The organism is Streptomyces sp. PH10-H1, assembly GCF_030063355.1.
Lineage (GTDB): Bacteria > Actinomycetota > Actinomycetes > Streptomycetales > Streptomycetaceae > Actinacidiphila.
In genome coordinates, this window is the sequence record NZ_JASISZ010000008.1 from 123,340 (window position 1) to 147,370 (window position 24,031).

Sequence of the window (24,031 nt, forward strand, 5' to 3'; positions counted from 1 at the left end):
GTTCATGGTCCCTCCCGCTACCTACACGCTCCGCGGGCCCGAAAGGTGACACCGAAATGAGAAAAACTTCTACGCCCCGTCCCGCGCCGGCTGGTGGCCCGGCAGCCGCCGCAGGAGCGGGGCGGCGAGGGCCCGCACCTCGGTCAGCCGCAGCGGTCCCGACAGCGCGAGGACGGAAGCGCCGAGGGCGGCCCCGCCGAGCAGCAGCCCGGACAGATCCCCGGCGAGGCCGGTGCCGAACAGCCGGCCGCACCCGTACGCGATCCCGTACGCGGCGAGCGCGCCGGGCAGCCCGGCGGCGGCCAGCCGCAGATGGGTGCCGAGCACCATGGGCCGCCACGTCAGCCGGCGGCGCAGCACCCAGGTCGTGCAGGTGAGCCCGGCGCAGCAGGCGATCGCGTAGCCGCCCGCCATGCCGGCCACGGCCCAGCGGGCGGGGAGCAGCGCGTAGGACGTGACGGCGAGACCGGCGTTGACCGCGGCGATGACGACGTTGAGGAAGAACGGCGTACGGGTGTCGCCGAGCGCGTAGAAGCCGCGGGCCAGCAGGTACTGGCCGGCGAAGGCCGGCAGGCCGAGCGCGAAGGCCATCAGGATCCAGGCGATGGCCTGCGCGTCCGCGTCGCTGGTGCGGCCGTGCTGGAAGACGACGCCGGTCAGCTGCGGGCCGAGCGCGAGGAAGGCCAGCACCGCGGGCACGATCGCGGCGGCCGAACCGCGCAGCCCGTACGTGAGGTCGGCGCCGATTCGCGCGTGGTCGCCCTCGGCGGCGGCGCGGCTCATCCGCGGCAGCAGGGCGGTGACGAGGGAGACCGTGATGATGCCCTGTGGCACGACCCACAGCAGATAGGCGTTGCTGTAGGCGGCGTAGCCGGCGCCCGCCGCGCTGCCTTCGGCGACGGCGTGGACGCCCGCGGAAGTGGCCAGCCGGGTGACGACCCAGTACGCGATCTGGTTGACGAAGACCAGCAGCAGCGTCCACCCGGCGGCCCGCAGGGGCTGCATGAGCCCGGACCCGCGCCAGTCGAAACGGGGCCGCCAGCGGAAACCGGCGCCGCGCAGCGCCGGGATCAGCGCCAGGGCTTGGACGGCGATGCCCGCGGTGCTGCCGAGGCCGATGAGCAGCGCGTCGCCGTCGCTCATGGATCCGGCGGCGGTGGTGTCGTGCGCGACGGCGAGATACAGGCCGAACACGGCGATGACGACCACGTTGTTGAGCACCGGGGACCACATCATGGCGCCGAACCGGTCGCGGGCGGTGAGGATCTGGCCGAGCAGGGTGAAGACGCCGTAGAAGAGGATCTGCGGCAGGCAGTAGCGGGCGAGGGCGATCGTGAGATCGCGCTGGGCGCTGGTGAAGTCCGGCCCGTAGGCGCTGACCAGCCAGGGCGCGGCGAGGGCGGCGGCGGCCGTGATCACCAGGAGCGCGGCCAGACAGACGGTGAGCAGCCGGTCGGTGTAGGCGGCGCCGCCGTCGCTGTGCTCCTTGGCGGCGCGCACCAGCTGGGGGACGAACACCGAGTTCAGCGCGCCGCCGATGAGCATGATGTACAGGATGTTCGGGACGGTGTTGGCGACGCTGAACGCGTCACCGAGCAGCGTGGTGCCGAGCGCGGCGGTGATGATGCCGCTGCGGACGAATCCGGTGGCGCGTGAGGCGAGCGAGCCCAGCGCCATGACGCTGCCGCTGCGTTTGAGCGAGCCGGCGGTGTCGGCCGGGGCACCGCCCCGCGGCCCCGGCACGGCGGACCCGGCCGTACCGGCGGGCACGGGTGCCACGGCGGGTGCCACGGATTCCGGCGGGCAGGGGCCGCCGAAGGGGGCGGCCCGCATGCTGTCGGGGCCGCCCGGATCGCCGGTGCCCGCACCCTTGCCCACTGCTGATGTCACCCGTTGTGCTCCCGAGCCGGGCGCGGCCGGCGGCCGCGCAGACGCGAAGTCTGCCCGCCGCGGAGCCCCTTGGGAAACCGGGCTGCGTTGTCGTGAACATCTCTGTCACATCGCGGGCCGCTGGGGCGTGAGACAGGTGAGCGGGCCATCAGGCCCCCCGCACCGTGGAGGACGAGCCTTGACGATGACCACCCACCAGGACTCCGCCCGCAGCGTCATCCCCGGCCCGGCACCGCAGCTGACGCTGCGCCCCGTGCCCGCGGACGAGCACCTCTCCTTCGTGCGGCGGCGCGGCCCGCGCGCGGTCAGTTTCCTGCAGTGCCCGTCCTGGGCGCGGGTGAAGCAGGGCTGGAAGTCCGAGAGCCTGGGCTGGTTCGACTCCACCGGATCGATGGTCGGCTCCGCACTGGCGCTGTACCGGCAACTGCCCGGCACCCGCCGGTCGTTCGCATACCTGCCGGAGGGCCCGGTGCTGGACTGGGCGGCGCCCGACCTGGACCGGTGGCTGGAGCCGCTGCTGGAGCATCTGCGCGGTACGGGCGCCTTCGCGGTACGGATGGGGCCGCCGCTGCCGTACCGACGGTGGTCGGCGCACACCCTCAAGGAGGCGGTGGCGCCCGGCCGCACGGTGGGCGACGTACTGCCCGACCTGGTGGATCCGCTGGGCGCGGCGGTCGCGGACCGGCTGCGGGAGGCGGGCTGGCGGCGCGGTGGCGAGGACGGCCACAACGGGGACGCCCAGCCCCGGCTGGTGTTCGAGATACCCCTGGCCGGCCGCGGCCTGGACGACCTGTGGACCGGCCTGAACCAGGAGTGGCGGCGGAACATCAAGAAGGCCGCCAAGTCGGGGGTGGAGACCGCCGTCGAGGGCGCGGAAGCGCTGCCCGCCTTCCATGAGCTGCTGAGCGTCACCGAGCGGCGCGACGGCTTCCGGCTGGGGCGTGATCTGGCCTACTACCAGCGCCAGTTCGAGGCGCTGAACGCGGAGCAGCCGGGCAGTATGCGGCTCTACACGGCCCGGCACGGCGGCGAGATGCTCGCCGCGCACACCATGCTCCGCTCGCCGGACGGCGCCCGGGTCTGGTACCAGACGGGCGCTTCCGCCGACCACCGCCGCGAGGTGCGCCCGAGCAACGCCCTGCAGTGGCGGATGCTCTGCGACGCGCACGCGCTGGGCGCCGCCGCGTACGACATGCGGGGCATACCGGACAGTCTCGACGCGGACGCGCGCTCGTTCGGCCTGCTGCGCTGGAAGCTCGGTACGGGCGGGGAGGCGGTGGAGACGCTCGGCGAGTGGGAGCTGCCGCTGCAGGGCGCGGTCAACAAGACCCTCCACCGGGCGATGCACGCCTATCTCGCCCGGCGGTGATCCGCACGCCGCCGGCTGGTGTGGCGCCGGCCGGCGCGGACCCGCCCCGGGCCGACCGTCGGAAATCACGCTGCCCACGCGCGTGTTGACGCGCGTCGACCGGCCTCGGCGGCGTCCGGTCTCAGACCGCCGCGGCGGCGCCGCCGCGGCCGGTGGCCGCCACGGACCGCAGCACCAGCAGGGTGCTCACCGTGCCGAGGATCCCGGCCCCCGAGATCACGGCATACGGAGGCACCACCTCCGCGATCGCGCCGCCGACCGCCATGCCGAGGCCCTGAAGGGTCATCATGCCCGCGCCCAGCAGCGACATGGCCTGGCCGCGCATCTCCTCCGGCACGGCCTCGACGAACCATTTGTCCATGCCGAGCGCGTAGGCCGAGCACAGCCCCACCACCAGCATGATGACGATGGCCACCGGCAGCGAGGGATGGCAGGCGAACAGCGCCATCGGCACCAGGGCCACGCCCGCGAGCGGCATCGCGATCCAGGTGCGCGCGGCCGGTGAGAGCAGCGTGCCGGCCGCCAGCTCGCTGGCCACCGTTCCGGCCGGCATCGCCGCCAGCATCAGTCCGACCCCGGCGGAACCGGCGCCGGCCGCGGCCGCGAAGGGCGTCGCCAGCCCCTCGGCCACCGCGAAGAACATCGGCGGCACCCACCACCACAGCAGCAGCGCCCGGATCCTGGGGTGGCTCAGCAGCTGGCGGGCGCCGCGCAGCGACTGCCGCATCATCGAGCCGGTGCCGGTGATCCGCGCGGGCCGGTTCGTGGTGCCCAGCCGCAGCAGCGCGGCCGAGCAGAGGAACGTCCCCACGCCCACCGTCAGCGCGGCCCGTGGCGACAGCACCACCAGCACCAGGCCGCCGATCCCGAATCCGATGATCTGCGCGCTCTGCGAGATGATCCTGAGCAGCGAGCGCCCCAGGACGTAGACGTCGCCCTCCAGGATGTCCGCGAGGCTCGCGGCTCGCGTTCCCTGGAAGAGCGGCGTGATCATCGCCAGTACGGCCCGCAGCACGAACAGCAGCGCGAGCGGGGTCAAGGGCAGCGCCAGCACCGCGACGCAGGCCGCGCACAGCAGGTCGCAGGTGACGAGCACCCGGCGGGCCGGGTACCGGTCGGCGACCCCGGAGAGCAGAACCCCGCTGAGCGCGTAGGGCAGCATGCCGAGCGCGAAGATCAAAGAGGTCAGCAACGGGGATCCGGTGCGCTGGAAGACCAGGACCGCCAGCGAGACCTCGGCGAAGAAACTGCCGAACATGGACAGAATGTGCGCGGCGAAGATCGGCCGGAACTCACGGACCGCGAACACCGTGCGATATCCGACAGGCTGCGGCTTGACGGGATCGGCCGTCTCCCCCGCTGTCCCGTCACATGTCGGCTCGTCACTTTTCTGAAGCCCCGAGTCTGAGTTTTCCGTTGTCATGGACGCAGCCTGGCGGACATCGGGACGCGGCTTCTACTCTTTCGGCTGAATCCGAAACTTGGGAGACGTCATGCCGTTCCACATGCACTTCCTGGCGGACGACCTGCTGTCCTCCCGGTTCGCGATCTCTCCGCTCTGGGAGACCCAGGAGGCCATCAGAACCCTCAGGACACCCGCGCGCCAGGGCTACCATCTGCCCTGGCTGCGCCAGATCCGGGCCGTCGCCCGCGGGCTCGATCTCAGCCCGTTCCAGCTGGTGATGCCGCGGCGCGGCCACAATCCGGACTTCCTGTGCCCGCCGCCCGACGGGATCTTCGCCACGATCGACGAGGAACTCGCGCGGGTCCGCGGCACCGACCCGGCCGTGGCCCGGGAGGACCTGGCCAGAGCTCTGGCCGAGACCCCGGGCGCGGCCGGCACAGCTCAGGGCCGGGCCCTGCTCGACGACCCGGCGCGGACCGTTCATGAGCTCGCCGAGCTGATGGCCCGGGTCTGGGACACCCTCCTCGCCCCGTTCTGGCCGGGGATGCGCGCCGTGCTGGAGGCCGATGTCGCCTTCCACTCACGCCGGCTGGCCGACGGCGGCCCGGAACGGCTCTTCGCCGATCTGCATCCGAAGGTGAGCTGGTCGGCCGGCACCCTCACGGTGGACCGCAGGGCCGACCACGTCAGGATGCTGGGAGGCGACGGGTTGCTGCTGGTGCCCAGCGTCTTCGTCCGGCCGGACGTGGTGAGCGGCTTCGACCCTCCCTGGCAGGCCACGCTGGTCTATCCGGCGCGCGGCACCGCCACCTTGTGGACCGTGCCGGGCCCCACACCCGAGGAACCGCTGATCCGGCTGCTGGGCGCCAACCGCGCGGCGATCCTCACCCATCTCGACTCCCCCGCGACCACCAGCGCGCTCGCCCGCCGCCACGACCTGGCGCTGTCCTCGGTCTCCGCCCATCTGTCCGTACTGCGCGACGCGGGCCTGCTCACCTCGCACCGCTACGGCCACCGGGTGCTGTACGAACGGACCCCGCTCGGCATCACCCTCGCTACGGGCGGGGCGTAGCGCCGCGCCGCAGCCGGGCGCGGACCGCGCGCTGGGCGACGGGGCCGAGGCCGTCCAGCACCCCGACCAGGGCGGCGAGTTGCTCCAGGGCCGCCAGGGCGCGCTCGGTACCCGCCCGGTCCACGCCCTCGTACAGCTCAAGACCGACGAAGGCCGCGGCGACCGCGCGCGCCAGCCCGCCGGGGTCGACGAACTCCGCGAGCGGGGTGCCGGCCAGCACCCGGCCCAGCACCTGTTCGATCTCCGCCACCCACAGCCCGAGCCCGTCGGCGGTCGCGGGAGCCAGCCCGGGATCGCTCTGCGCCCCGGCGAGCAGCTGCGCGAGGACCGCCACATTGCCGTGCGCGTGCTCCTCGGTGTGCAGTTGCCGGCCCAGCTCCAGGAGTTCGCCGAGCGTGCCGACCGCCGCCAGCCGGTCCCGGTAGAGCGCCACCCGCTGCTCGGCGCCGTGCCGGCAGGCCGCGGCGAGCAGTTCGTCGACACTGCCGAAGTGGTAGAAGACCAGCGACTGGTTGACACCCGCGGCGGCCGCGATGGTCCGGGCGGAGGCGCCCGCGATGCCGTGCTCGGCGAGGGTGCGGAGCGCTCCGGCGAGCAGTTTGGTACGGGTGTCGCTCATACCCGTGCCTCCTCGCGCACCGGGCGAAGCCCCGCGCGCACCCCGCGCTCCGCCACGTCCACGAACTCGGCCTCGAAGGAGCCCTCGTAGCCGAAGAGCGGGCCGAACCGCCGGTTGCTGACGTTCACCTCGATCCGGAACCGCCCGGCCGCGTCGTCGTAGGACTCGCGTACCACCGCGTCCCCGGCGATCAGTTCCGGCACCCGGAAGTCGGCAGGACCCTCGCGGAACCGGTGGTCGCCGGAGCGGATGACGAGCGCGCCCCCGGCGTCCACCGTGAAGTGCAGGTCGGTGGCGAGGTGCTGGTGAGTGCCGAGGTAGTCGACCACGCAGTTCCGTTCCGGGCTGTGGATCATGGTGGCGTCGAACCGCCGGGTGCGGCCGGGGAAGGTGAAGGTACGGACAAAGGTGACGGTCTCGCGGCCGAAGGAGTCCGCGTAGGGGAAGTTCTCGATCGTGAACGGGATGTCCGTACCGGTCTGCGGCACGAGGATGTTGCGGCTGCCGCCGAGCGCCAGGAACGGCCGTACGAAACGGGGGCCGTGCCAGACCCGGTCCATGGTGCCGCGCCCGACGCACGCCTCGCCGCTGTCGAGACCCACGCTGAAGCGCCGCTGGATCCGCGGGTGCAGCCGGTCGAAGTCGGCGCCGAGGACGCGTTGGAAGATCGACGTCATGACGGTTCCAGTTCGGTGAGCAGGGCGGGCTGGGCGGCGGCCGCCCGGCCGGGCGGGCGGCGCAGACAGCGCCGTGCCGACGGTGTGCCGGGCAGTGGCGGTACGAAGAGCGCGGCGATCGCCAGGGCCGCGGCGGCGACCGGGCTCGCGTATCCCGCCGCCAGGACGGCGAGCACCCGGACCGCGGCCTCGGCCAGCGCGTTCAGCAGCGACCGCGCCGGGCTGATCCCGCGTTCGCACCACAGCCGCAGCCGGTCGAAGGACCACGCGGTCGCCCACCCCATGAGCGGGCGGAACAGCAGCCGGTCGGCGACGCGGCCGAAGCGTCCCCAGCGCGGCACGTAGTCGTAGCCGGTCAGGAAGCGGATCCCACCGCCGTCGGCGGTGTCGGGCACATAGCGCCAGTAACCGCTGCCCTCGGCGAGGAGCGAGAGCGGATGCGGAGACGAGAAGCGCAGCGCGGATGTGCGGGTGCCGTCCGGGCGGTGCCGTTCCCCCGCGGCGACTCCGGTGCCGGCGATGACGAGGCCGGGCAGCAGGCGCGTGGCGTAGCGGAAGCGCTGCGGCCGGCCCCGCTCGGCCGGCAGATAGTCGATGTCGGTGAAGCGCAGATCCCAGCGCCGGTGCTGGTCGGGGAGCTGGGTGCGGTCCCAGAGCTCGTCCAGGTCGGCGCGGACGCGCGTCTCGACATAGATCCCCACAGAAGCCCCCTCGGGCGTACCGGCACACGTTTGAGCGACTGCTCAACGCCGTCACCGTACGATGATTTGAGCAGTCGCTCAAGGGGTTGGGAGGGAGATCTCGGCGGCTCTGCGGAGGCAGCGCCTCGGACGGCGGCTCGTCAGGGGGCGAGATACCGCTCGACGGTCTCGACCTTCGACGTCATCCCGTCCGTCACGCCCGGCCGGATGTCGGCCTTCAGGACCAGGGAGACGCGCGGGGCGCGTGCCTCGACGGCGGCGACCGCGCGCTTGACGACGTCCATCACCTCGTCCCACTCACCCTCGATCGAGGTGAACATCGCGTCGGTGCGGTTGGGGAGACCGGACTCCCGCACCACGCGGACGGCGTCGGCGACGTACTCGCCCACGTCCTCGCCGACGCCCAGCGGGGAGACCGAGAAGGCGACGATCATGCGGTGGCGCCTTCCTGGCGGGCGCGGGCGGCGATGACCTCGGACTCGGCCTCGCGGCGCAGCATGCGCTCGGCGAAGAAACCGCCGGTGGGCAGCACGGACAGGACGCCGTAGAGGGCGGCACGGCCGAGCGTCCACCGGGCGCGGTTCCAGGCGAAGGCCCACAGGACGACGTAGAGGATGAACAGCACCCCGTGGACCATGCCCATCACCGGGACGGCATCGAAGTCGGTGGCGCGCTTGAGGATCGAGCAGACCAGCAGAAGCAGGAAGGAGACCGCCTCGGGGGCGGAGACCAGGCGGAGCCGGCGCAGGGCGGAGGCGGTCTTGATGTCCACGGATTCCTCATCATCGACGGGGGCGGTTCTTGTGAACGTGATCACAAGGCCTGTCCATTATCGCCGCCCCGCCCCCCGGGCCCGCCCCCGGGGGTCAAGAACCGGACGGGGGGCGATAGCGTCCCCCTCCACGGAGCCCGCACGCGACGAAGCACGACGCGCACCACCCGCACACCCACCCGCACACCCATCCGCGCACCCATCCGCACACCACGACACCCACGGGGGAACGGTACCGATGAAGTTCGACTGGGACCGGCGCCACTGCTCGCGCCGGGGTCACATCACCTACGCGCCGGACGAGCGCCATCTGCGGGAGCGGCTGCACGCCACCACGCCCGTCGGCGAGGTCTGGCGCTGCCTGCGCTGCGGTGACTTCGCGCTCGGCGAGCCGCACGGCTCCGGCCCCGCCGACCAGGCACCCGAGGTGCCGCGCGGGCGGGCGCTGCGCGATCTGTTCATCCTGCGGTTCCTGGCGGCCGAGCGGCTGGTGCGCGGGGTCTTCATCGTGCTCGCCGCCTGGGCGGTGTGGAAGTTCAGCAACTCCCAGGACTCCGTCCGCAAGCTCTTCGAGGACCAGCTCTCGGTCTTCGGCCCCGTCGCCAAGCACTTCCACTACGACCTCGAGCACTCCCCGGTCGTGGACACCATCCGCAAGACCTTCGACTACAAGCATTCGACGCTGGTGATCGTCGCCATCGCGCTGCTCGTGTACGCGCTCATCGAGATCATCGAGGCGTTCGGGCTGTGGTGGGGCAAGCGCTGGGCGGAGTATCTGACGGTCGTCGCGACCGCCGCCTTCCTGCCGCTGGAGATCTACGAGCTGACCGACAAGATCAGCTGGGTCAAGATCGCCACGCTGACGCTCAACGTTCTGGCGGTCCTCTACATCCTGCTGTCCAAGCGGCTCTTCGGGCTGCGCGGCGGCGTCGAGGCGTTCGAGGCCGAGAGGCGCGGCGCGTCGCTGCTGGAGGTCGAGGTGGCGGCCGGGGAAGAGCCGGTTCGTCCGATTCCGGTGACGTCTCCCGTGCGGACGGATAGCGTCTGACCGTGGCCAGTTTCCGACTGCAGGGCAGCAAAGTACTCGCCGTGGAGATGACCGGCGACGCCGTCAAGGCGAAGAACGGCGCGATGGTCGCCTACGACGGCCAGATGACGTTCAAGAAGATGTCCGGGGGCGGCGAGGGAATCCGCGGCATGGTGACCCGCCGGCTCACCGGCGAATCGATGGAGGTCATGGAGGTGAAGGGGCACGGCACGTGCTTTTTCGCCGACCGTGCGAGTGAGATCAACCTGGTCCGGCTGAACGGCGAGAAGCTGTACGTCGAGGCCAGCAACCTGCTGGCGACCGACACCGGGCTGCGCACCGGCACCACGTTCACCGGCCTGCGCGGCGCGAGCCAGGGCAACGGCCTGTTCACCACGACCGTCGAGGGCGTCGGCCAGGCCGCGATCACCTCGGACGGACCGGCGATCGTGCTCCGCGTCTCGTCCGGCATGCCGCTGCAGGTCGACCCCGGCGCGTACATCGCGCACACCGGCAATCTGCAGCAGCACTTCCAGACCGGCATCAGCTGGCGGACGGTGCTGGGCGAGGGGTCCGGGGAGAGCTTCCAGATCCGTTTCGAGGGCGAGGGGCTGGTCTACGTGCAGCCCAGCGAGCGCAACACGATCGGGGGACAGCTCTGATGCCGTTCACCAAGATCAATTCAAAGATGGTCGAGGCGCAGATCCTCCCCGGGCAGCGGCTGTTCAGCCAGCGCGGCGCGATGCTCGCGTACCGGGGTGAGGTCTCCTTCACCCCGAACATCCAGGGCGGCCAGGGCGGGATCGCCTCGATGATCGGACGGCGGGTCGCCAACGAGGCGACGCCGCTGATGACCGTCGAGGGGCACGGCTCGGTGATGTTCGGGCACGGCGGCCACCACATCCACACCATCGACCTGAGCGGCGAGACGCTCTACGTCGAGGCGGACCGGCTGCTGGCCTTCGACGGCACCCTGCAGCAGTCCACGATGTTCATGGGCTCGCAGGGCGGTGTGATGGGCGTCATCCGCGGCCAGGTCACCGGCCAGGGACTCTTCACGACCACCCTGCAGGGCAAGGGCTCGGTCGCCGTCATGGCGCACGGCGGCGTCATCGAGCTGCCGATCACCCAGCAGGGCCCCGTGCACGTCGACCCGCAGGCGTACGTCGCCCACCGCGGCGACGTACGCAACAAGCTGTCCACGGCGCTGGGCTGGCGGGACATGGTGGGACGGGGCTCGGGCGAGGCGTTCCAGCTGGAACTGTCGGGCCAGGGCACGGTGTACGTACAGGCGTCGGAGGACAAGCTGTGAGCAGTCAGCCCGGTGGACCGGTGATCCACGACCCGAACACCCTCCCGGTCGACGACAACGTCAACCCGTACGCGTTCAGCGTCGAACTCAAGGGCCAGTGGTTCCTGCAGAAGGGGAAGATGATCGCCTATTACGGGCAGATCGACTTCCACGGCATCGGCCACGGCCGGCTCGACCGGCTGGTAGCGGCCAATTTCCACTCCCCGATGCACGCCGCGGACTGGGTGGTCGCCGAGGGCCAGGGCAAGCTGCTGCTCGCGGACCGGGCGTACGACGTGAACTCGTTCGACCTGGAGGACGGCAACCTCACCATCCGCTCCGGCAACCTGCTGGCCTTCCAGCCGGGTCTGGCGCTCAAGCAGTCGATCATCCCCGGCTTCCTCACCCTGATCGGGACCGGCAAGTTCGTCGCCGCCTCGAACGGGGCGGTGCACTTCGTCGAGCCGCCGATCCGGGTGGATCCGCAGGCGCTGGTCGGCTGGGCGGACTGCCCGTCCCCCTGCCACCACTACGACCACGGCTATATGCGCGGCGTTCTGGGCGGCCTGCGGGCGCTCACCGGGATCGGCGGGACCTCGGGCGAGGAGCACCAGTTCGAGTTCGTCGGCGCAGGTCAGGTGCTGCTGCAGTCCACCGAGGTGCTCATGGCGGAGCAGGCCACGGGCGGTGTCCCGGCCTCGGCGGGACCCGGCGTGCCGGGCGCCGGCCAGGGACCGGGCCAGCAGGGACAGGTGCCACGGCTGCCGGGACAGCTGGGCGATCTCCAGCGACGCTTCGGCCTGTGACGTGGCTGCCCGTGGCATTTCGGCTGTACCGCTTCGGCCTGTGCCGCTTCGGCCTGTGCCGCTTCGGCCTGTGCCGCTTCGGCCTGTGACCGGATGACTACGGGGCAAGTTAATCCGATTTTCAACTACCTGTAGAATTCACCTCATGGAGACTCAGAACGGCACCAAGTGGCTCACCGAGGACGAACAGCGCGCCTGGCGCACCCACCTCGACGTCAGCCGACTGCTGATGCACCAGCTGGAACGTGATCTGCAGCCGTTCGGCCTGACCAACAACGATTACGAGATTCTGGTCAATCTCTCGGAGTCCGACGACCGGCGCATGCGGATGAGCGACCTCGCACGCGCCACCCTGCAGTCCAAGAGCCGGCTCTCGCACCAGATCACCCGGATGGAGACCACCGGCCTCGTCCGCCGGGAGAACTGCGAATCCGACCGGCGCGGGCTGTACGCCGTGCTCACGGAGTTCGGCTGGGACACGATGCGCGAGGTCGCGCCCCATCATGTGGCGTCGGTCCGCGAGAACTTCATCGGGCTGCTGCCCGCCGATGACCTCGCGGCCCTGCACAAGGCACTCCTGCCGATCGCCGAGCACTTGCGCTCGGAGCGCGGCGGGGCGTGAGCTTGCCCGTTCCGGGTTGCTGGAGCTTGCCCGTTCCGGGTTGCTGGCTGGTGGGGTCGGGGGCCGGGCCCTCCGGGGCGGCGGTTCGAAATCGCCTCTTTACGGGCCTTGCGGCCCACAAATAGCTCGGCAGCATTTCGAACCCCCACCCCTGCGGACCCGTGCCCCTTCGGCCGGATGCCCGTGTGGGGGTCAGGCCCTAAGCCTGGGTTACGCTCGCGATGAGCTCGTCGGCCGCGCCGTACGGGTCCAGCTCGCCGGCCATGATCCGCTCGGCGAGGGCGTCGAGCCGCCGGTCGCCGTGCAGATCGCCGATCCGCTCACGCAGCGCGGTGACGGCGATGTTCTCGACCTCGTTGGCGGCACGGCGGCGACGGCGCTCAGCGAGGACGCCGTGCTCCTCCATCCAGGCGTGGTGCTTCTCCAGGGCCTCGACGACCTCGTCGATGCCCTCACCGCGGAAGGCGACCGTCTTGACGATCGGCGGACGCCAGTCCCCCGGTCCCCGTGATTCGCCCAGCCCGAGCATGTGGTTCAGCTCGCGCGCGGTGGAATCGGCGCCGTCGCGGTCGGCCTTGTTGACCACGTAGACATCGCCGATCTCCAGGATTCCGGCCTTGGCGGCCTGGATCCCGTCGCCCATGCCGGGCGCGAGCAGCACCACGCAGGTGTCCGCCTGGGCGGCGATCTCCACCTCGGACTGCCCGACGCCGACCGTCTCGACGAGGATCACCTCGCAGCCGGCCGCGTCGAGCACCCGGATCGCCTGCGGAGCGGACCAGGCGAGGCCCCCGAGGTGGCCCCGGGTGGCCATGGACCGGATGTAGACGCCGGGATCGGAGGCGTGCTCGGACATCCGCACGCGGTCACCGAGCAGCGCGCCGCCGGAGAACGGCGAGGACGGGTCCACCGCCAGCACCCCGACCCGCTTGCCGCGCTTGCGGTACGCGGTGACCAGAGCGGACGTCGAGGTGGACTTGCCGACGCCCGGCGAACCCGTCAGACCGACCACGTACGCGCCGCCGGACAGCGGCGCGAGCGCGGCCATCACCTCACGCAGCTGCGGGGACGCCCCCTCCACCAGCGAGATCAGCCGGGCCACGGCCCGCGGCCGGCCCTCCCGCGCCTGCGCGACCAGGGTGGGGACGTCCATCACGCCTCTTTCTTTTAGGGCTCGGTTCGCCTCCGGGGCGCTGCTGCCGCTGTCGACGGTCGATCGTGCTCGGTCCCTCCTCGGGACCTCCGCGCGTTCTCCCTTTCGACAGCGACGCGCCCCTTCGACTCAGGAGCTGTCAGTGTCTGCCGTCAAAACCTCGGCACGCGAGTGTGTGGCTACTTGCCCGGCACCCGGATGATCAGGGCGTCGCCCTGGCCGCCGCCGCCGCAGAGTGCCGCGGCGCCCGTTCCGCCGCCGCGGCGCTTCAGTTCCAGTGCGAGATGCAGGACGACCCGTGCACCGGACATCCCGATCGGGTGACCCAGGGCGATCGCGCCACCGTTGACGTTCACCTTTTCAGGTGTCACGCCGAGGTCCTTCATCGACTGCACGGCGACCGCCGCGAACGCCTCGTTGATCTCGATCAGATCCAGATCCTGCACGGTCAGACCGTCCTTGGCCAGCGCATGCGCAATGGCGTTGGACGGCTGCGACTGCAGCGAGTTGTCCGGGCCCGCCACATTGCCGTGCGCGCCGATCTCGGCGATCCACTCCAGGCCCAGTTCCTCGGCCTTCGCCTTGCTCATGACGACCACCGCGGCGGCGCCGTCGGAGATCTGCGAGGACGTGCCGGCCGTGATCGTGCCGTCCTTGGCGAAAGCGGGACGGAGCTTGCCGAGCGTCTCGGTGGTGGTTTCGGCGCGGATGCCCTCGTCCTTGCTGAAGATCACCGGCTCGCCCTTGCGCTGCGGGATCTCCACGGGCGTGATCTCGGCCTCGAACAGGCCGTTCTTCTGTGCGGCGGCGGCCCGCTGGTGGGACAGGGCCGCGATCTCGTCCTGGGCCGCACGCCCGATGCCGAGCCGGGTGTTGTGCTTCTCGGTCGACTCCCCCATCGGGATGTTCTCGAAGGAGTCGGTGAGACCGTCGTACGCCATGGAGTCGAGCATCTCGATCGCGCCGTACTTGAAGCCCTCGCGGGACTTCGGCAGCAGGTGCGGGGCGTTGGTCATCGACTCCTGGCCGCCTGCGACGACGATGTCGAACTCGCCGGCGCGGATCAGCTGGTCGGCGAGCGCGATGGCGTCAAGGCCCGAAAGACAGACCTTGTTGATCGTCAGCGCCGGGACGCTCATCGGAATACCGCCCTTGACGGCGGCCTGGCGGGCCGGGATCTGGCCGGTGCCGGCCTGCAGCACCTGTCCCATGATCACGTACTGCACCTGGTCGCCACCGATACCCGCGCGGTCCAGCGCCGCCTTGATCGCGACACCCCCCAGGTCTGCGCCGCTGAAGGATCGCAGGGATCCCAGCAGTCGTCCCATGGGGGTTCTGGCACCTGCGACGATCACGGACGTTCGTGGCTGGCTGGTCATGGTGCGGCCCCTTCGGCTGAGGAAAGGAGGAAGTTAACGAGGGTTACCGTCAATGTACTGAGCGGTAAGCGTGCGGTCATCGGGCGGAACGTGTGATCGCGCGCACGTTGCGTTACCGGGTCCGGTAGCGGTGCACTGTTCCCATGCTGACTCGCATCGACCACATCGGTATCGCGTGCTTCGATCTCGACACCACCGTCGAGTTCTACCGCGCCACGTACGGCTTCGAGGTCTACCACTCCGAGGTGAACGAGGAGCAGGGTGTCCGGGAGGCCATGCTGAAGATCAACGAGACCTCCGACGGCGGCGCCTCCTACCTCCAGCTGCTGGAACCGACCCGCGAGGACTCCGCGGTCGGCAAGTGGCTGGCCAAGAACGGCGAGGGCGTCCACCACATCGCCTTCGGCACCGCGGACGTGGACGGCGACGCCGCCGACATCGCGGGCAAGGGCGTCCGGGTGCTCTACGAGGAGCCGCGGACCGGCTCCATGGGGTCACGGATCACGTTCCTGCACCCCAAGGACTGCCATGGTGTCCTCACCGAGCTGGTCACGGCGGCCAAGGACCACTGACCGCAGCCCCCGTAGCCCGGTAGAGTGGCCGGGCCGACCGGGGTGGGCGTGGGGTACCGGCCCGCTTCACGGCGTGGATCAGACACACTTCTCCATAAGGCTCTGCTCAAACAGGGCTCCGGAGAGTCTCACCCGGTTGGCGGGTGAGAACGCCAGGGGACGGATGGGACCGCGGAGTGCGGGGCAACGACCGCTACGAGGCCGACGATCACCTCTCGCTGTTCGAGGCCGAGATGGAGCGGCTTCGCACCGAGCGGGGCAAGGCCGTCGAGCATGCCGACGACCTGGGTTACCAGGTCGAGGTTTTGCGCGCCAAACTGCACGAAGCACGCCGTAATCTCGCCTCCCGCCCCGCCTACGACAACATCGGGCACCAGGCCGACCAGCTGCTGCGCAACGCCCAGATCCAGGCGGACCAGCTGCGGACGGACGCGGAGCGCGAGCTGCGCGAGGCGCGGGCCGCCACCCAGCGCCTTCTGCAGGAACAGGCCGAGCGGCAGTCCCGGTTCGAGGCCGAATGGCACGCCGAGGCCGTCGCCCGGCGCCGTCAGCTCGACGAGGAGCTGGCCGACCGCCGGACCACCGTCGAGACCCACGTCAACGAGAACGTGGCCTGGGCCGAACAGCTGCGGGCCCGCAGCGAGTCGCAGGCCCGCCGGCTGCTGGACGAGACCCGCGCCGAGACCGAGGCGGCGCTCGCCGCCGCCCGCACCGAGGCGACCCGGATCGCCGAGCAGGCCCGCGAGCGGCTCACCGCCGACTCGGAGTCCGCGAAGGCCGAGGCCGAACAGCTGCTGCGGCGGGCCCGCACCGACGCGGAGCGGCTGCTCAACGCCGCCTCCAACCAGGCGCAGGAGGCCACCAGCCAGGCCGATCAGCTGCGTACGTCCACCCTCAGCGAGTCCGACGCGGCCCGCCAGGAGGCCACCGAGCTGACCCGGCTCACCCAGGAGCGGCTGCGCGAGGCCGACGAGTCGCTGCGCGAGGCCCGCGCGGAGGCCGACCGGCTGCGCGAGGAGGCCAATGCGGCCGCCTCCAAGCGGCTGTCCACCGCCGAGTCGGAGAACGAGCAGCGCACCCGTACCGCCCGCGCCGAGATCGCCCGCATGGTGACGGAGGCGACGAAGGAGGCGGAGGCCGCCAAGGCCGAGGCCGAGCAGGTCCGCGCCGATGCGATCGCCGAGGCGGAGCGGGTCCGCGCCGAGGCCCAGGAGAAGGCACGTTCCGCCGCGGCCGAGGACGCCGCGGCCCAGCTCGCCCAGGCCGCCAGGAGCGCCGAGGAGGTGCTGACGAAGGCGTCCCAGGACGCCCAGTCCACCACCAGGGCGGCCGGCGAGGAGGCCGAACGCATCCGCGGCGAGGCCGAGGCGGAGGCGGAGCGGCTGCGCGGCCAGGCCGAGGCGTCCGCACAGGAGCTGCGGGGCGCCGCGCAGGACGACACCGAGGAGTACCGGGCCAAGACCGTCGAGCTGCAGGAGGAGGCCCGCAGGCTGCGCGGCGAGGCCGAGCAGCTGCGGGCAGACGCGGTCGCCGAGGGCGAGCGGATCCGCGGCGAGGCACGCCGCGAGGCCGTCCAGCAGATCGAGGAGGCGGCCAGGACCGCCGAGGGCCTGCTGGCCAAGGCGAAGGCGGACGGCGACGAGATGCGCCAGGGCGCGGCCGGCGAGTCCGACCGGGTTCGGGCCGACTCCGTGGAGCGGGCCTCCGCGCTGAACAAGAAGGCCGAGGAGGCCCTGGAGCGGGCCCGCGCCGAGGCCGAGGCGCTGCGCGGCGAGGCCGAGCAGCAGGCAACGCAGGTCAAGGACGACGCCGAGGCGGAGGTACTGCGGCAGCGCGCCGAGGCGGAGCAGTCCGTGCTGCGGCTGCGCGCCGACGCCGAGGCGGATCTGATCCGGCTGCGCGACGAGGCCGAACAACGCGTCATCACCGCCGAGCAGGCGCTGCGCGACGCCCGCGGCGAGGCCGAACGGCTGCGCCGCGAGGCCGCCGACGAGGCCGAACGGCTGCGGAACGAGACCGCCGAGCGGGTCAGGGCCCTGCAGGAGCAGGCCGAGGCCGAAACGGTACGGCTGCGCGACGAGGCCGCCGCCGACGCGTCCCAGACCCGCGCCGAGGCCGAGTCGATCGCGGTGCGGCTGCGTACCGACGCCGCGACCGAGGCCGAGCAGCTGCGCACCGAGGCGCAGGAGACCACGGACCGGCTGCGCGCGGAGGCGGCCGCGGCCGCCGAGCGGATCGCGACCGAGGCCGCCGAGGCGCTGGCCGCCGCCCAGGAGGAGGCGGTCCGCCGCCGCCGCGAGGCCGAGGAGCTGCTGGAAGCCGCGCGCGGCGAGGCCGAGCAGGAACGGGCACTGGCCCGCCGCGAGAGCGAGGAGCTGCTCGCGTCGGCCCGTACCCGCGTCCAGGAGGCCGGTCTCGAGGCCGACCGGCTGGTCGCCGAGGCCGAGTCGCGCTCCACCGAACTGGTCGGCGCCGCCGAACAGACCGCCCAGCAGGTACGCGACGCCGTCGCGCATCTCCACCAGCAGGCCGACGAGGAGATCACCGGGCTGCGGTCCGCCGCCGAGCACGCCGCCGGCCGGCTGCGTACCGAGGCTCAGGGCGAGGCCGACCGGCTGCACGCGGACGCGAACTCCGAGCGTGAGCGCGCCGCCGAGGACGCCTCCCGGATCCGCCGCGACGCCAAGGCGGAGACGGACGCCGCCAAGTCACTGGCGGAGCGGACCGTATCCGAGGCGATCGAGGAGTCCGAGCGGCTGCGGACGGAGTCGCGTGACGACGCCAACCGCCGCCGTACCGAGGCCGCCGGCCAGGCCGACCAGCTGATCACCAAGGCCCGTGAGGAGGCCGAGCGGCTCGGTATCCTCGCCAAGGACGCGCTGGACACCGCCGAGCGGGAGGCGGAGGCGACACGCGCGGAGGCGGACCGGATCCGCGACGAGGCGCGCGAGGCCGCCAACCGCCGCCGCAGCGAAGCCGCCGAGCAGGCCGATGAACTGATCGCCCAGGCCCAGGCCGAGGCGGTACGGATCGGTGCGACCGCCGAGGAGCAGTCCGACACCATGGTCGGCGCGGCCCGCTCCGAGGCGGAACGGATCTTCGCCGAGGCGACGTTGGAGTGCAACGGCCTGGTCGAGCGGGCCCGCACGGACGCGGACACCCTGCTGGGCGAGGCGCGTCAGGACGCCACGTCGATAAGAGAGCGCACCGAAGAGCTGCGCCGCCGCGTCGAGTCCGAGGTCGAGGAGCTGCACGAAAGGGCCCGCAAGGAGTCCTCCGACCAGATGCGGACGGCCGGCGAACGCGTCGACAAGCTGGTCGCGGCCGCCACCGAGCAGCTCACCGAGGCCGAGGAGAAGGCCAACGAGCTCAAGTCCACGGCCTCGGCGGAGGCGAGCAAGGTACGGATCGCCGCCGTGAAGAAGGCCGAAGGCCTGCTCAAGGAAGCCGAGCAGAAGAAGATCGACACGGAGCGCGAGGCGGAGCGGGTCAAGGGGGAGGCCCGGGCCGAAGCCGAGCGTACGGTGTCCGAGGGCAAGCGCGAGTTGGAGATTCTGGTGCGCCGCCGACAGGACATCAATGCCGAGATCTCCCGTGTCCAGGACGTCCTGGAGGCGTTGGAGTCATTCGAGACCCCCGGCGCCGCGAAGAACACGGTGACCGCCGGCGCGGGGGCCGGGACCACTCGTTCGGGGGGCAAGCGCAACGACGATGCTCCACTCGATTGAGCGGACATTCTGCATACCTAATAGGCAATGGCTCGGTGACACGCCGTCCGGACCCCTAGGATTCCCTCTATCACCTCACCGGTCTGAATTGACAGGAACCCCATGAGTGACACCTCCTCCCCCTTCGGCTTCGAACTTGTTCGGCGCGGATACGACCGCGGTCAGGTGGACGACCGCATCACCAAGCTCGTCGCCGACCGCGATAGCGCCCTGACCCGGATCACCGCGCTGGAGAAGCGCATCGAGGAGCTACACCTCGAGACCCAGAACGCACAGGCCCAGGTCAACGACGCGGAGCCGTCGTACGCCGGCCTCGGTGCCCGCGTCGAGAAGATCCTCCGCCTCGCCGAGGAGGAGGCGAAGGACCTTCGTGAGGAGGCCCGCCGCGCCGCCGAGCAGCACCGCGAGTTGGCGGAGTCCGCCGCCAACCAGGTGCGCAACGACGCCGAGACCTTCGCCGCGGACCGCAAGTCCAAGGCCGAGGACGAGGGCGCCCGGATCGTCGACAAGGCGAAGTCCGACTCCACGCAGCTGCGTGGCGAGGCCCAGAAGGACGCCCAGACCAAGCGCGAGGAGGCGGACGCCCTCTTCGAGGAGACCCGCGCCAAGGCCGCCCAGGCCGCGGCCGACTTCGAGACGAACCTGGCCAAGCGCCGCGAGCAGTCCGAGCGTGACCTGGCTTCGCGTCAGGCCAAGGCCGAGAAGCGCCTGGCGGAGATCGAGCACCGCGCCGAGCAGCTCCGCCTCGAGGCCGAGAAGCTCCGTACCGACGCCGAGCGCCGCGCCCGCCAGACGGTGGAGACGGCCCAGCGCCAGTCCGAGGACATCGTCGCGGACGCGAACGCCAAGGCCGACCGGATCCGCAGCGAGTCCGAGCGCGAGCTGGCGGCGCTCACCAACCGCCGCGACAGCATCAACGCTCAGCTGACCAACGTCCGCGAGATGCTGGCCACGCTGACCGGCGCGGCGGTGGCCGCGGCCACCGTCCCCGCCGACGAGGAGCCGATCTCGCGCGGCGTCCCGGCGCAGCAGAGCCGGTGACGATCCGCACCCGCTGATCCCGTATCACCAAAAGCCCCTGTCCTCCTCGGATGGGGGTTTTTGGCGTGACGGCCGGCCGGCCGGGCCGTTACGTTGGGTGAATGATTGAACTGCAGGGGCTCACGAAGCGGTACGGGGACAAGACCGCGGTCGACGACCTGACGTTCACCGTGCGCCCCGGCGTGGTGACCGGCTTCCTCGGACCGAACGGCGCGGGCAAGTCCACGACCATGCGGATGATGCTCGATCTGGACAGCCCGACCGGGGGCAGCGTCCTCATCGACGGCAAGCACTACCGGGATCTGAGCGAGCCGCTGAAGTACATCGGCGCCCTCCTCGAGGCCAAGGCCATCCACGGCGGCCGCACCGCGTACAACCATCTGCTGTGCCTGGCCCAGTCCAACCGCATCCCCGTCAGCCGGGTCGACGAGGTGCTGGAGGCCGTGGGCCTGACCTCGGTCGCCGACAAGCGTTCCAAGGGCTTCTCGCTCGGCATGGGGCAGCGGCTCGGCATCGCGGCCGCGCTGCTCGGCGACCCCGAGATCCTGATGTTCGACGAGCCGGTCAACGGGCTCGACCCCGAGGGCATCCACTGGATCCGCAACCTGATGAAGGAGCTGGCCGCCCGGGGACGCACCGTCTTCGTCTCCAGCCATCTGATGAGCGAGATGGCGCTGACGGCCGAGCACCTCATCGTCATCGGGCGCGGCAAGCTGATGGCGGACACCTCGATGGCCGACTTCATCGAGAAGAACTCCCGCTCCTACGTACGGGTCAGGACCCCCGACCCGGAAAAGCTGCGCGACGCCCTGGCCGCCGCGAGCATCACCTCGGTGACCACCCTGGACGGCGCCTTCGAGATCCAGGACGGCGACCCGGCGCGGATCGGTGAACTGGCCGCCCGGCACCAGCTGGTCCTGCACGAGCTGAGCCCGCAGCTGGCCTCCTTGGAGGAGGCGTTCATGCAGCTCACCGCGGATTCGGTGGAGTACCACGCGGGCGGGACCCTGTCTCCCGGCCCGGAGGCCGTGCTTCCCGGCCCGGATGCCCCAGCCGCACCGCAGTGGGGCGCCGGCTGGACCGAAGGCGCCGGCAAGGCCGCCCGTACCGGAAAGGAGTCCTGATCATGGCGTCACCCAGCGCGGTCCTCCAGTCGGAGTGGACCAAGATCAAGACGGTCCGCTCCACGGTGTGGACCCTCATCGCCGCCCTGCTCGTCACGCTGGTGATCAGCGGGCTCTTCGCCCTGATCACCAACAGTCAGTGGGACACCCTCAGCGCCCAGGACCGGGCCACGTTCGACCCGACCAACCTGAGCTTCTCCGGCCTGTGGCTGGGCCAGCTCGCGCTGATCGTCTTCGGCGTGCTGGTCGTGACGAGCGAGTACAGCACCGGAATGATCCGGGCCTCGCTCGCCGCGGTACCCCAGCGCGGCCTGTTCTTCTTCGCGAAGATGGTGATCACCACGGGCCTGGCGTTCATCGTCGGCATGGCGACCAGCTTCATCTGCTTCTTCGTGGGGCAGGCGCTGCTGGGTGACCACAGCACGACGATCGACTCACCGGGCGTGCTGCGCGCCGTCTTCGGCGCGGGCATCTACATGACGATGATGGTGCTGTTCTCGGCCGGCGTGTCCATGATGTTCCGCAGCCCGATGCTCTCGCTCGGCATCCTCATGCCGTTCTTCTTCCTCATCTCCATCATTCTGGGCAATGCCCCGGTCGTGAAGAAGTTCGGCAAGTACCTGCCGGACCAGGCGGGCCAGAAGATCATGCAGGTGGTGCAGCCGGCCAACAACGACGCCCCATACGGCCCCTGGGCCGGGCTGGGCATCATGGCGGTGTGGGTCGTTGCCGCACTGCTCGGCGGATACCTGGTTTTGAAACGGCGAGACGCATAAGCGGCGGGCGGGGCGGCGGGACGGGCGCTGGAGCGGGCGCGGGGTTGGGGCCGGGCGCTGGGCCCGGCGCAGGGCCCGGCGCGGGCGCCCCGATGTCCCGGGTGTCCTCGAAGCCCTCCCACCCCGCCCAGTCCCGTACGTCGGTGGCCGCGTCCGGCACCACCGGCACGAAACGGCCCAGTTCGACCTCGCCGTCCGCCGGGTCGAACCACTTCTCGTCGACGATCTGCGTCCCGAGCCCGATGACCTGCGCGGTCAGCCGGACGAGGATCCGCACCCCGTCGAGGCCCGCCACATCGATGCCCTGGATCCGGGTGATCGGCAGCGCGTCCACCGGGGCGTCCAGCGGAATCCACACGGTGAACGGCGCTCCCCGCTCCAGTGACGGCCACAGCCGCTCCTCGTCGACCACCCCACGGCCGTTGAGCTGCCGCAGGGCGACCTTGTGGAACACGGGCGAACCGTCCACCGACGGGGCGAGGAAGCGCAGATAGATCCGGCACCGCAGGTCCACGATGACCATGTTGTGCAGCCGGTTGTAGAAGCGCACCGTCAGCATCGCGTCCCGGTCACCGGCGTGGCTCCGGGCATAGGCGGGGAAGTCGCACTCGCTCGCGAGGCAGACCGCCGCCTTCGGCCGCCATTCGAAGGGCCGCACCGAGAACATCCGGACGAAGACCACACCGACCGCCGTCGCGGGGACGATCGCCCCGAGCACCGAGGCCAGCGAGGACAGCGCCTCGTGTGCCGTATTGCCCTCCTGCACCCGCAGATTGTCCGTGCCGACGACGGCCCGCAGCGCCTCCAGCGAGCCGTTCACCAGGGCGTGGGCGTCGGCCATCCGATGGCCGAGGCTCTCCGGTGACCGCAGCGTGAGTGCCTGGCCGACGGCGATGAGCACCGCCACCGGCACCAGGATCCCCAGCGACAGCATCAGCAGCCGCACCGCCGACTGCTCCGCGATCCACCACCGCACCGACACCTTGAACCGCGGATGCCGTCTGTTCCGATCCGATAAGCCGCGCACCGGCCCACCCTCCCCCTTGTTTCGGACACCTTTCGAGCGAACGTCATCACGCCCGTGAGTAGGGGTACACCTACCTGTGGAAGGCTTGCCGGGTCAACGCATCGTCCAGGGAAGGCGCTTGACGTGAAGGACCGAAGCCTCAAGGCGCTGGGTCTCGCCGAAGTCGCTGCCACGCAACCGCTCATCTACCCCGGGCGGCCGGTGGCCGAGTCCGCCCTGCTCCACGGGGATGAACTGCTGAGGCTGGAACCGCTGGACGACCGACCGGGGGCCTGGCCTGTCATCGACGGCGGGCGGATCACGCTGGACAAACTGCTGGCCGAGATCGGGCAGCCCACGGTGGACCACCGGGTCCCGGTCCTCGCGGTGGGCTCCAACGCCTCGCCGGGACAGGTCAGTCACAAGCTCACCCGGCTGGGGCTGCCGGCCGTGGTGCCGATGGTGCCGGTACGGGTCGGCGGGATCGGGGTCGGTGTCTCGGGGCACATCAGCCCGGCGGGATACGTGGCGGCCTCCCCGTACCTCGACCCGGCGACCGAGTCGGTGCTCGTGGTGACCTGGCTCGACCCGGCCCAGCTGGCAGCCGTCGACGCCACCGAGATCCCCGACTACCGGCGGATCCTGATCGACGGCGACGAGCACGCCATGACGCTGCCGTCGGGCGAACAGCTGCCTTCCGCGTACCTCTACATCAACGTCAACGGAGTGCTCGCCACCCCCGACGGGGCGCCCCGTCCCGCACAGGAGCAACGCTCCCTGCTGTCCGGGCTGCTGGCCTCGTCCGAGCGGCTGCGCGAGATGTTCGGGCCCGATCCGGAGACCTGGATCACCCGGGCCGGAGCCGACCCGCGGCTGCGCGCGGCCGGCACCCGGGTGTTCGCCGAGGAGGGCTGGGTGCTGCGCCAGAAGGAGCTGCTGAACCACGCCCCTGCTGGAACCGATCCTGCCCCTGTAACCTCCTAAACCTCACGGGGGCACGC

General features: G+C 71.3%; 23 protein-coding genes. 13 read left to right on the top strand and 10 right to left on the bottom strand.

Annotated features, from left to right (window positions below; all coding sequences use genetic code 11):
* Window positions 1–69 precede the first annotated feature (69 nt).
* The gene (gene murJ / locus QMK24_RS08105) at window positions 70–1,833 is read right to left on the bottom strand and encodes a murein biosynthesis integral membrane protein MurJ (protein ID WP_502962460.1); all 1,764 of its coding nucleotides are present in this window, start codon (window positions 1,831–1,833) and stop codon (window positions 70–72) included.
* 241 nt (window positions 1,834–2,074) lie between these two features.
* Here murJ and QMK24_RS08110 point away from each other — a divergent pair, with 241 nt between their 5' ends.
* Entirely contained in the window at window positions 2,075–3,259 is a 1,185-nt protein-coding gene (locus QMK24_RS08110; RefSeq protein ID WP_283464590.1) for a lipid II:glycine glycyltransferase FemX, read from the top strand.
* Window positions 3,260–3,380: 121 nt separating this feature from the next.
* Here QMK24_RS08110 and QMK24_RS08115 read toward each other — a convergent pair whose 3' ends face one another.
* Window positions 3,381–4,517 (bottom strand): MFS transporter, encoded by a 1,137-nt coding sequence (locus QMK24_RS08115; protein ID WP_502962457.1) that lies wholly within the window; start codon window positions 4,515–4,517, stop codon window positions 3,381–3,383.
* Window positions 4,518–4,752: 235 nt separating this feature from the next.
* On the opposite strand from QMK24_RS08115, the gene QMK24_RS08120 reads away from it, so the two are divergent.
* Window positions 4,753–5,736: an ArsR/SmtB family transcription factor gene (locus QMK24_RS08120; RefSeq protein ID WP_283464594.1), complete on the top strand. Its 984-nt coding sequence runs from the start codon at window positions 4,753–4,755 to the stop codon at window positions 5,734–5,736.
* Here QMK24_RS08120 and QMK24_RS08125 read toward each other — a convergent pair.
* From QMK24_RS08125 to QMK24_RS08145, 5 genes are all read right to left on the bottom strand, one after another.
* Window positions 5,720–6,355, bottom strand: coding sequence for a TetR/AcrR family transcriptional regulator (locus tag QMK24_RS08125; protein ID WP_283464596.1), 636 nt, complete (start codon window positions 6,353–6,355; stop codon window positions 5,720–5,722). The two genes, QMK24_RS08120 and QMK24_RS08125, sit on opposite strands and share 17 nt — an antisense overlap.
* On the bottom strand, window positions 6,352–7,032 hold the full coding sequence (locus QMK24_RS08130) for a DUF4166 domain-containing protein (protein ID WP_283464597.1): 681 nt from the start codon (window positions 7,030–7,032) through the stop codon (window positions 6,352–6,354). The genes QMK24_RS08125 and QMK24_RS08130 overlap by 4 nt, the downstream gene beginning before the upstream one ends.
* Window positions 7,029–7,733: a hypothetical protein gene (locus QMK24_RS08135; protein WP_283464598.1), complete on the bottom strand. Its 705-nt coding sequence runs from the start codon at window positions 7,731–7,733 to the stop codon at window positions 7,029–7,031. Before QMK24_RS08135 ends, QMK24_RS08130 begins: the two co-directional genes overlap by 4 nt.
* Before the next feature lie 140 nt (window positions 7,734–7,873).
* Window positions 7,874–8,167 carry an MTH1187 family thiamine-binding protein gene (locus tag QMK24_RS08140; protein ID WP_283464599.1) on the bottom strand — a complete coding sequence of 98 codons (294 nt, stop codon included), beginning with the start codon at window positions 8,165–8,167 and terminating at the stop codon, window positions 7,874–7,876.
* Complete coding sequence (locus QMK24_RS08145) at window positions 8,164–8,505, bottom strand: DUF3817 domain-containing protein (RefSeq protein WP_283464600.1); 342 nt, start codon at window positions 8,503–8,505, stop codon at window positions 8,164–8,166. The genes QMK24_RS08140 and QMK24_RS08145 overlap by 4 nt, the downstream gene beginning before the upstream one ends.
* Before the next feature lie 238 nt (window positions 8,506–8,743).
* On the opposite strand from QMK24_RS08145, the gene QMK24_RS08150 reads away from it, so the two are divergent.
* From QMK24_RS08150 to QMK24_RS08170, 5 genes are all read left to right on the top strand, one after another.
* On the top strand, window positions 8,744–9,553 hold the full coding sequence (locus QMK24_RS08150) for a DUF2127 domain-containing protein (protein WP_283464602.1): 810 nt from the start codon (window positions 8,744–8,746) through the stop codon (window positions 9,551–9,553).
* A 2-nt stretch (window positions 9,554–9,555) separates the two neighbouring features.
* A complete protein-coding gene (locus QMK24_RS08155) occupies window positions 9,556–10,194 on the top strand; it encodes an AIM24 family protein (RefSeq protein ID WP_283464603.1) in 639 nt (212 codons plus the stop codon).
* Window positions 10,194–10,844, top strand: coding sequence for an AIM24 family protein (locus QMK24_RS08160; protein ID WP_283464605.1), 651 nt, complete (start codon window positions 10,194–10,196; stop codon window positions 10,842–10,844). The genes QMK24_RS08155 and QMK24_RS08160 overlap by 1 nt, the downstream gene beginning before the upstream one ends.
* Window positions 10,841–11,629 (top strand): AIM24 family protein, encoded by a 789-nt coding sequence (locus QMK24_RS08165; RefSeq protein WP_283464606.1) that lies wholly within the window; start codon window positions 10,841–10,843, stop codon window positions 11,627–11,629. Before QMK24_RS08160 ends, QMK24_RS08165 begins: the two co-directional genes overlap by 4 nt.
* A gap of 145 nt (window positions 11,630–11,774) precedes the next feature.
* The gene (locus QMK24_RS08170) at window positions 11,775–12,251 is read left to right on the top strand and encodes a MarR family winged helix-turn-helix transcriptional regulator (protein WP_283464608.1); all 477 of its coding nucleotides are present in this window, start codon (window positions 11,775–11,777) and stop codon (window positions 12,249–12,251) included.
* A gap of 199 nt (window positions 12,252–12,450) precedes the next feature.
* On the opposite strand, the gene meaB is transcribed toward QMK24_RS08170, so the two are convergent.
* Both meaB and QMK24_RS08180 read right to left on the bottom strand, forming a co-directional pair.
* A complete protein-coding gene (meaB, locus tag QMK24_RS08175; RefSeq protein ID WP_283464610.1) occupies window positions 12,451–13,407 on the bottom strand; it encodes a methylmalonyl Co-A mutase-associated GTPase MeaB in 957 nt (318 codons plus the stop codon).
* 176 nt (window positions 13,408–13,583) lie between these two features.
* Window positions 13,584–14,759, bottom strand: a complete 1,176-nt coding sequence (locus tag QMK24_RS08180; protein ID WP_283464637.1) for an acetyl-CoA C-acetyltransferase — start codon at window positions 14,757–14,759, stop codon at window positions 13,584–13,586.
* A 167-nt stretch (window positions 14,760–14,926) separates the two neighbouring features.
* Between QMK24_RS08180 and mce the strand changes: the two genes are divergently transcribed.
* The 5 genes from mce (at window position 14,927) to QMK24_RS08205 (ending at window position 22,024) form a co-directional block, all read left to right on the top strand.
* On the top strand, window positions 14,927–15,355 hold the full coding sequence (mce, locus tag QMK24_RS08185; RefSeq protein ID WP_283464612.1) for a methylmalonyl-CoA epimerase: 429 nt from the start codon (window positions 14,927–14,929) through the stop codon (window positions 15,353–15,355).
* Between the two features lie 176 nt (window positions 15,356–15,531).
* Window positions 15,532–19,083, top strand: a complete 3,552-nt coding sequence (gene scy, locus QMK24_RS08190; RefSeq protein WP_502962458.1) for a polarized growth protein Scy — start codon at window positions 15,532–15,534, stop codon at window positions 19,081–19,083.
* Window positions 19,084–19,185: 102 nt separating this feature from the next.
* Complete coding sequence (locus QMK24_RS08195; RefSeq protein ID WP_283464613.1) at window positions 19,186–20,124, top strand: coiled-coil domain-containing protein; 939 nt, start codon at window positions 19,186–19,188, stop codon at window positions 20,122–20,124.
* Between the two features lie 101 nt (window positions 20,125–20,225).
* Window positions 20,226–21,248: an ABC transporter ATP-binding protein gene (locus QMK24_RS08200; RefSeq protein ID WP_283464614.1), complete on the top strand. Its 1,023-nt coding sequence runs from the start codon at window positions 20,226–20,228 to the stop codon at window positions 21,246–21,248.
* Between the two features lie 2 nt (window positions 21,249–21,250).
* On the top strand, window positions 21,251–22,024 hold the full coding sequence (locus QMK24_RS08205; RefSeq protein WP_283464615.1) for a DUF2705 family protein: 774 nt from the start codon (window positions 21,251–21,253) through the stop codon (window positions 22,022–22,024).
* Here QMK24_RS08205 and QMK24_RS08210 read toward each other — a convergent pair.
* Complete coding sequence (locus tag QMK24_RS08210) at window positions 21,957–23,000, bottom strand: hypothetical protein (RefSeq protein ID WP_283464616.1); 1,044 nt, start codon at window positions 22,998–23,000, stop codon at window positions 21,957–21,959. The two genes, QMK24_RS08205 and QMK24_RS08210, sit on opposite strands and share 68 nt — an antisense overlap.
* A 174-nt stretch (window positions 23,001–23,174) precedes the next feature.
* On the opposite strand from QMK24_RS08210, the gene QMK24_RS08215 reads away from it, so the two are divergent.
* Window positions 23,175–24,014 (top strand): hypothetical protein, encoded by an 840-nt coding sequence (locus tag QMK24_RS08215; protein WP_283464618.1) that lies wholly within the window; start codon window positions 23,175–23,177, stop codon window positions 24,012–24,014.
* Window positions 24,015–24,031: the final 17 nt, after the last annotated feature.

Excerpts from the sequence above, each read along its gene's own strand:
- QMK24_RS08170 (WP_283464608.1), top strand. The coding sequence starts at position 11,775 with ATGGAGACTCAGAACGGCACCAAGTGGCTCACCGAGGACGAACAGCGC.
- QMK24_RS08200 (WP_283464614.1), top strand. The coding sequence starts at position 20,226 with ATGATTGAACTGCAGGGGCTCACGAAGCGGTACGGGGACAAGACCGCG.
- QMK24_RS08160 (WP_283464605.1), top strand. The coding sequence starts at position 10,194 with ATGCCGTTCACCAAGATCAATTCAAAGATGGTCGAGGCGCAGATCCTC.
- QMK24_RS08205 (WP_283464615.1), top strand. The coding sequence starts at position 21,251 with ATGGCGTCACCCAGCGCGGTCCTCCAGTCGGAGTGGACCAAGATCAAG.
- mce (WP_283464612.1), top strand. The coding sequence starts at position 14,927 with ATGCTGACTCGCATCGACCACATCGGTATCGCGTGCTTCGATCTCGAC.
- QMK24_RS08195 (WP_283464613.1), top strand. The coding sequence starts at position 19,186 with ATGAGTGACACCTCCTCCCCCTTCGGCTTCGAACTTGTTCGGCGCGGA.
- QMK24_RS08120 (WP_283464594.1), top strand. The coding sequence starts at position 4,753 with ATGCCGTTCCACATGCACTTCCTGGCGGACGACCTGCTGTCCTCCCGG.
- QMK24_RS08110 (WP_283464590.1), top strand. The coding sequence starts at position 2,075 with ATGACCACCCACCAGGACTCCGCCCGCAGCGTCATCCCCGGCCCGGCA.
- murJ (WP_502962460.1), bottom strand. The coding sequence starts at position 1,833 with ATGCGGGCCGCCCCCTTCGGCGGCCCCTGCCCGCCGGAATCCGTGGCA.
- QMK24_RS08140 (WP_283464599.1), bottom strand. The coding sequence starts at position 8,167 with ATGATCGTCGCCTTCTCGGTCTCCCCGCTGGGCGTCGGCGAGGACGTG.
- QMK24_RS08125 (WP_283464596.1), bottom strand. The coding sequence starts at position 6,355 with ATGAGCGACACCCGTACCAAACTGCTCGCCGGAGCGCTCCGCACCCTC.
- QMK24_RS08130 (WP_283464597.1), bottom strand. The coding sequence starts at position 7,032 with ATGACGTCGATCTTCCAACGCGTCCTCGGCGCCGACTTCGACCGGCTG.
- QMK24_RS08150 (WP_283464602.1), top strand. The coding sequence starts at position 8,744 with ATGAAGTTCGACTGGGACCGGCGCCACTGCTCGCGCCGGGGTCACATC.
- QMK24_RS08115 (WP_502962457.1), bottom strand. The coding sequence starts at position 4,517 with ATGTTCGGCAGTTTCTTCGCCGAGGTCTCGCTGGCGGTCCTGGTCTTC.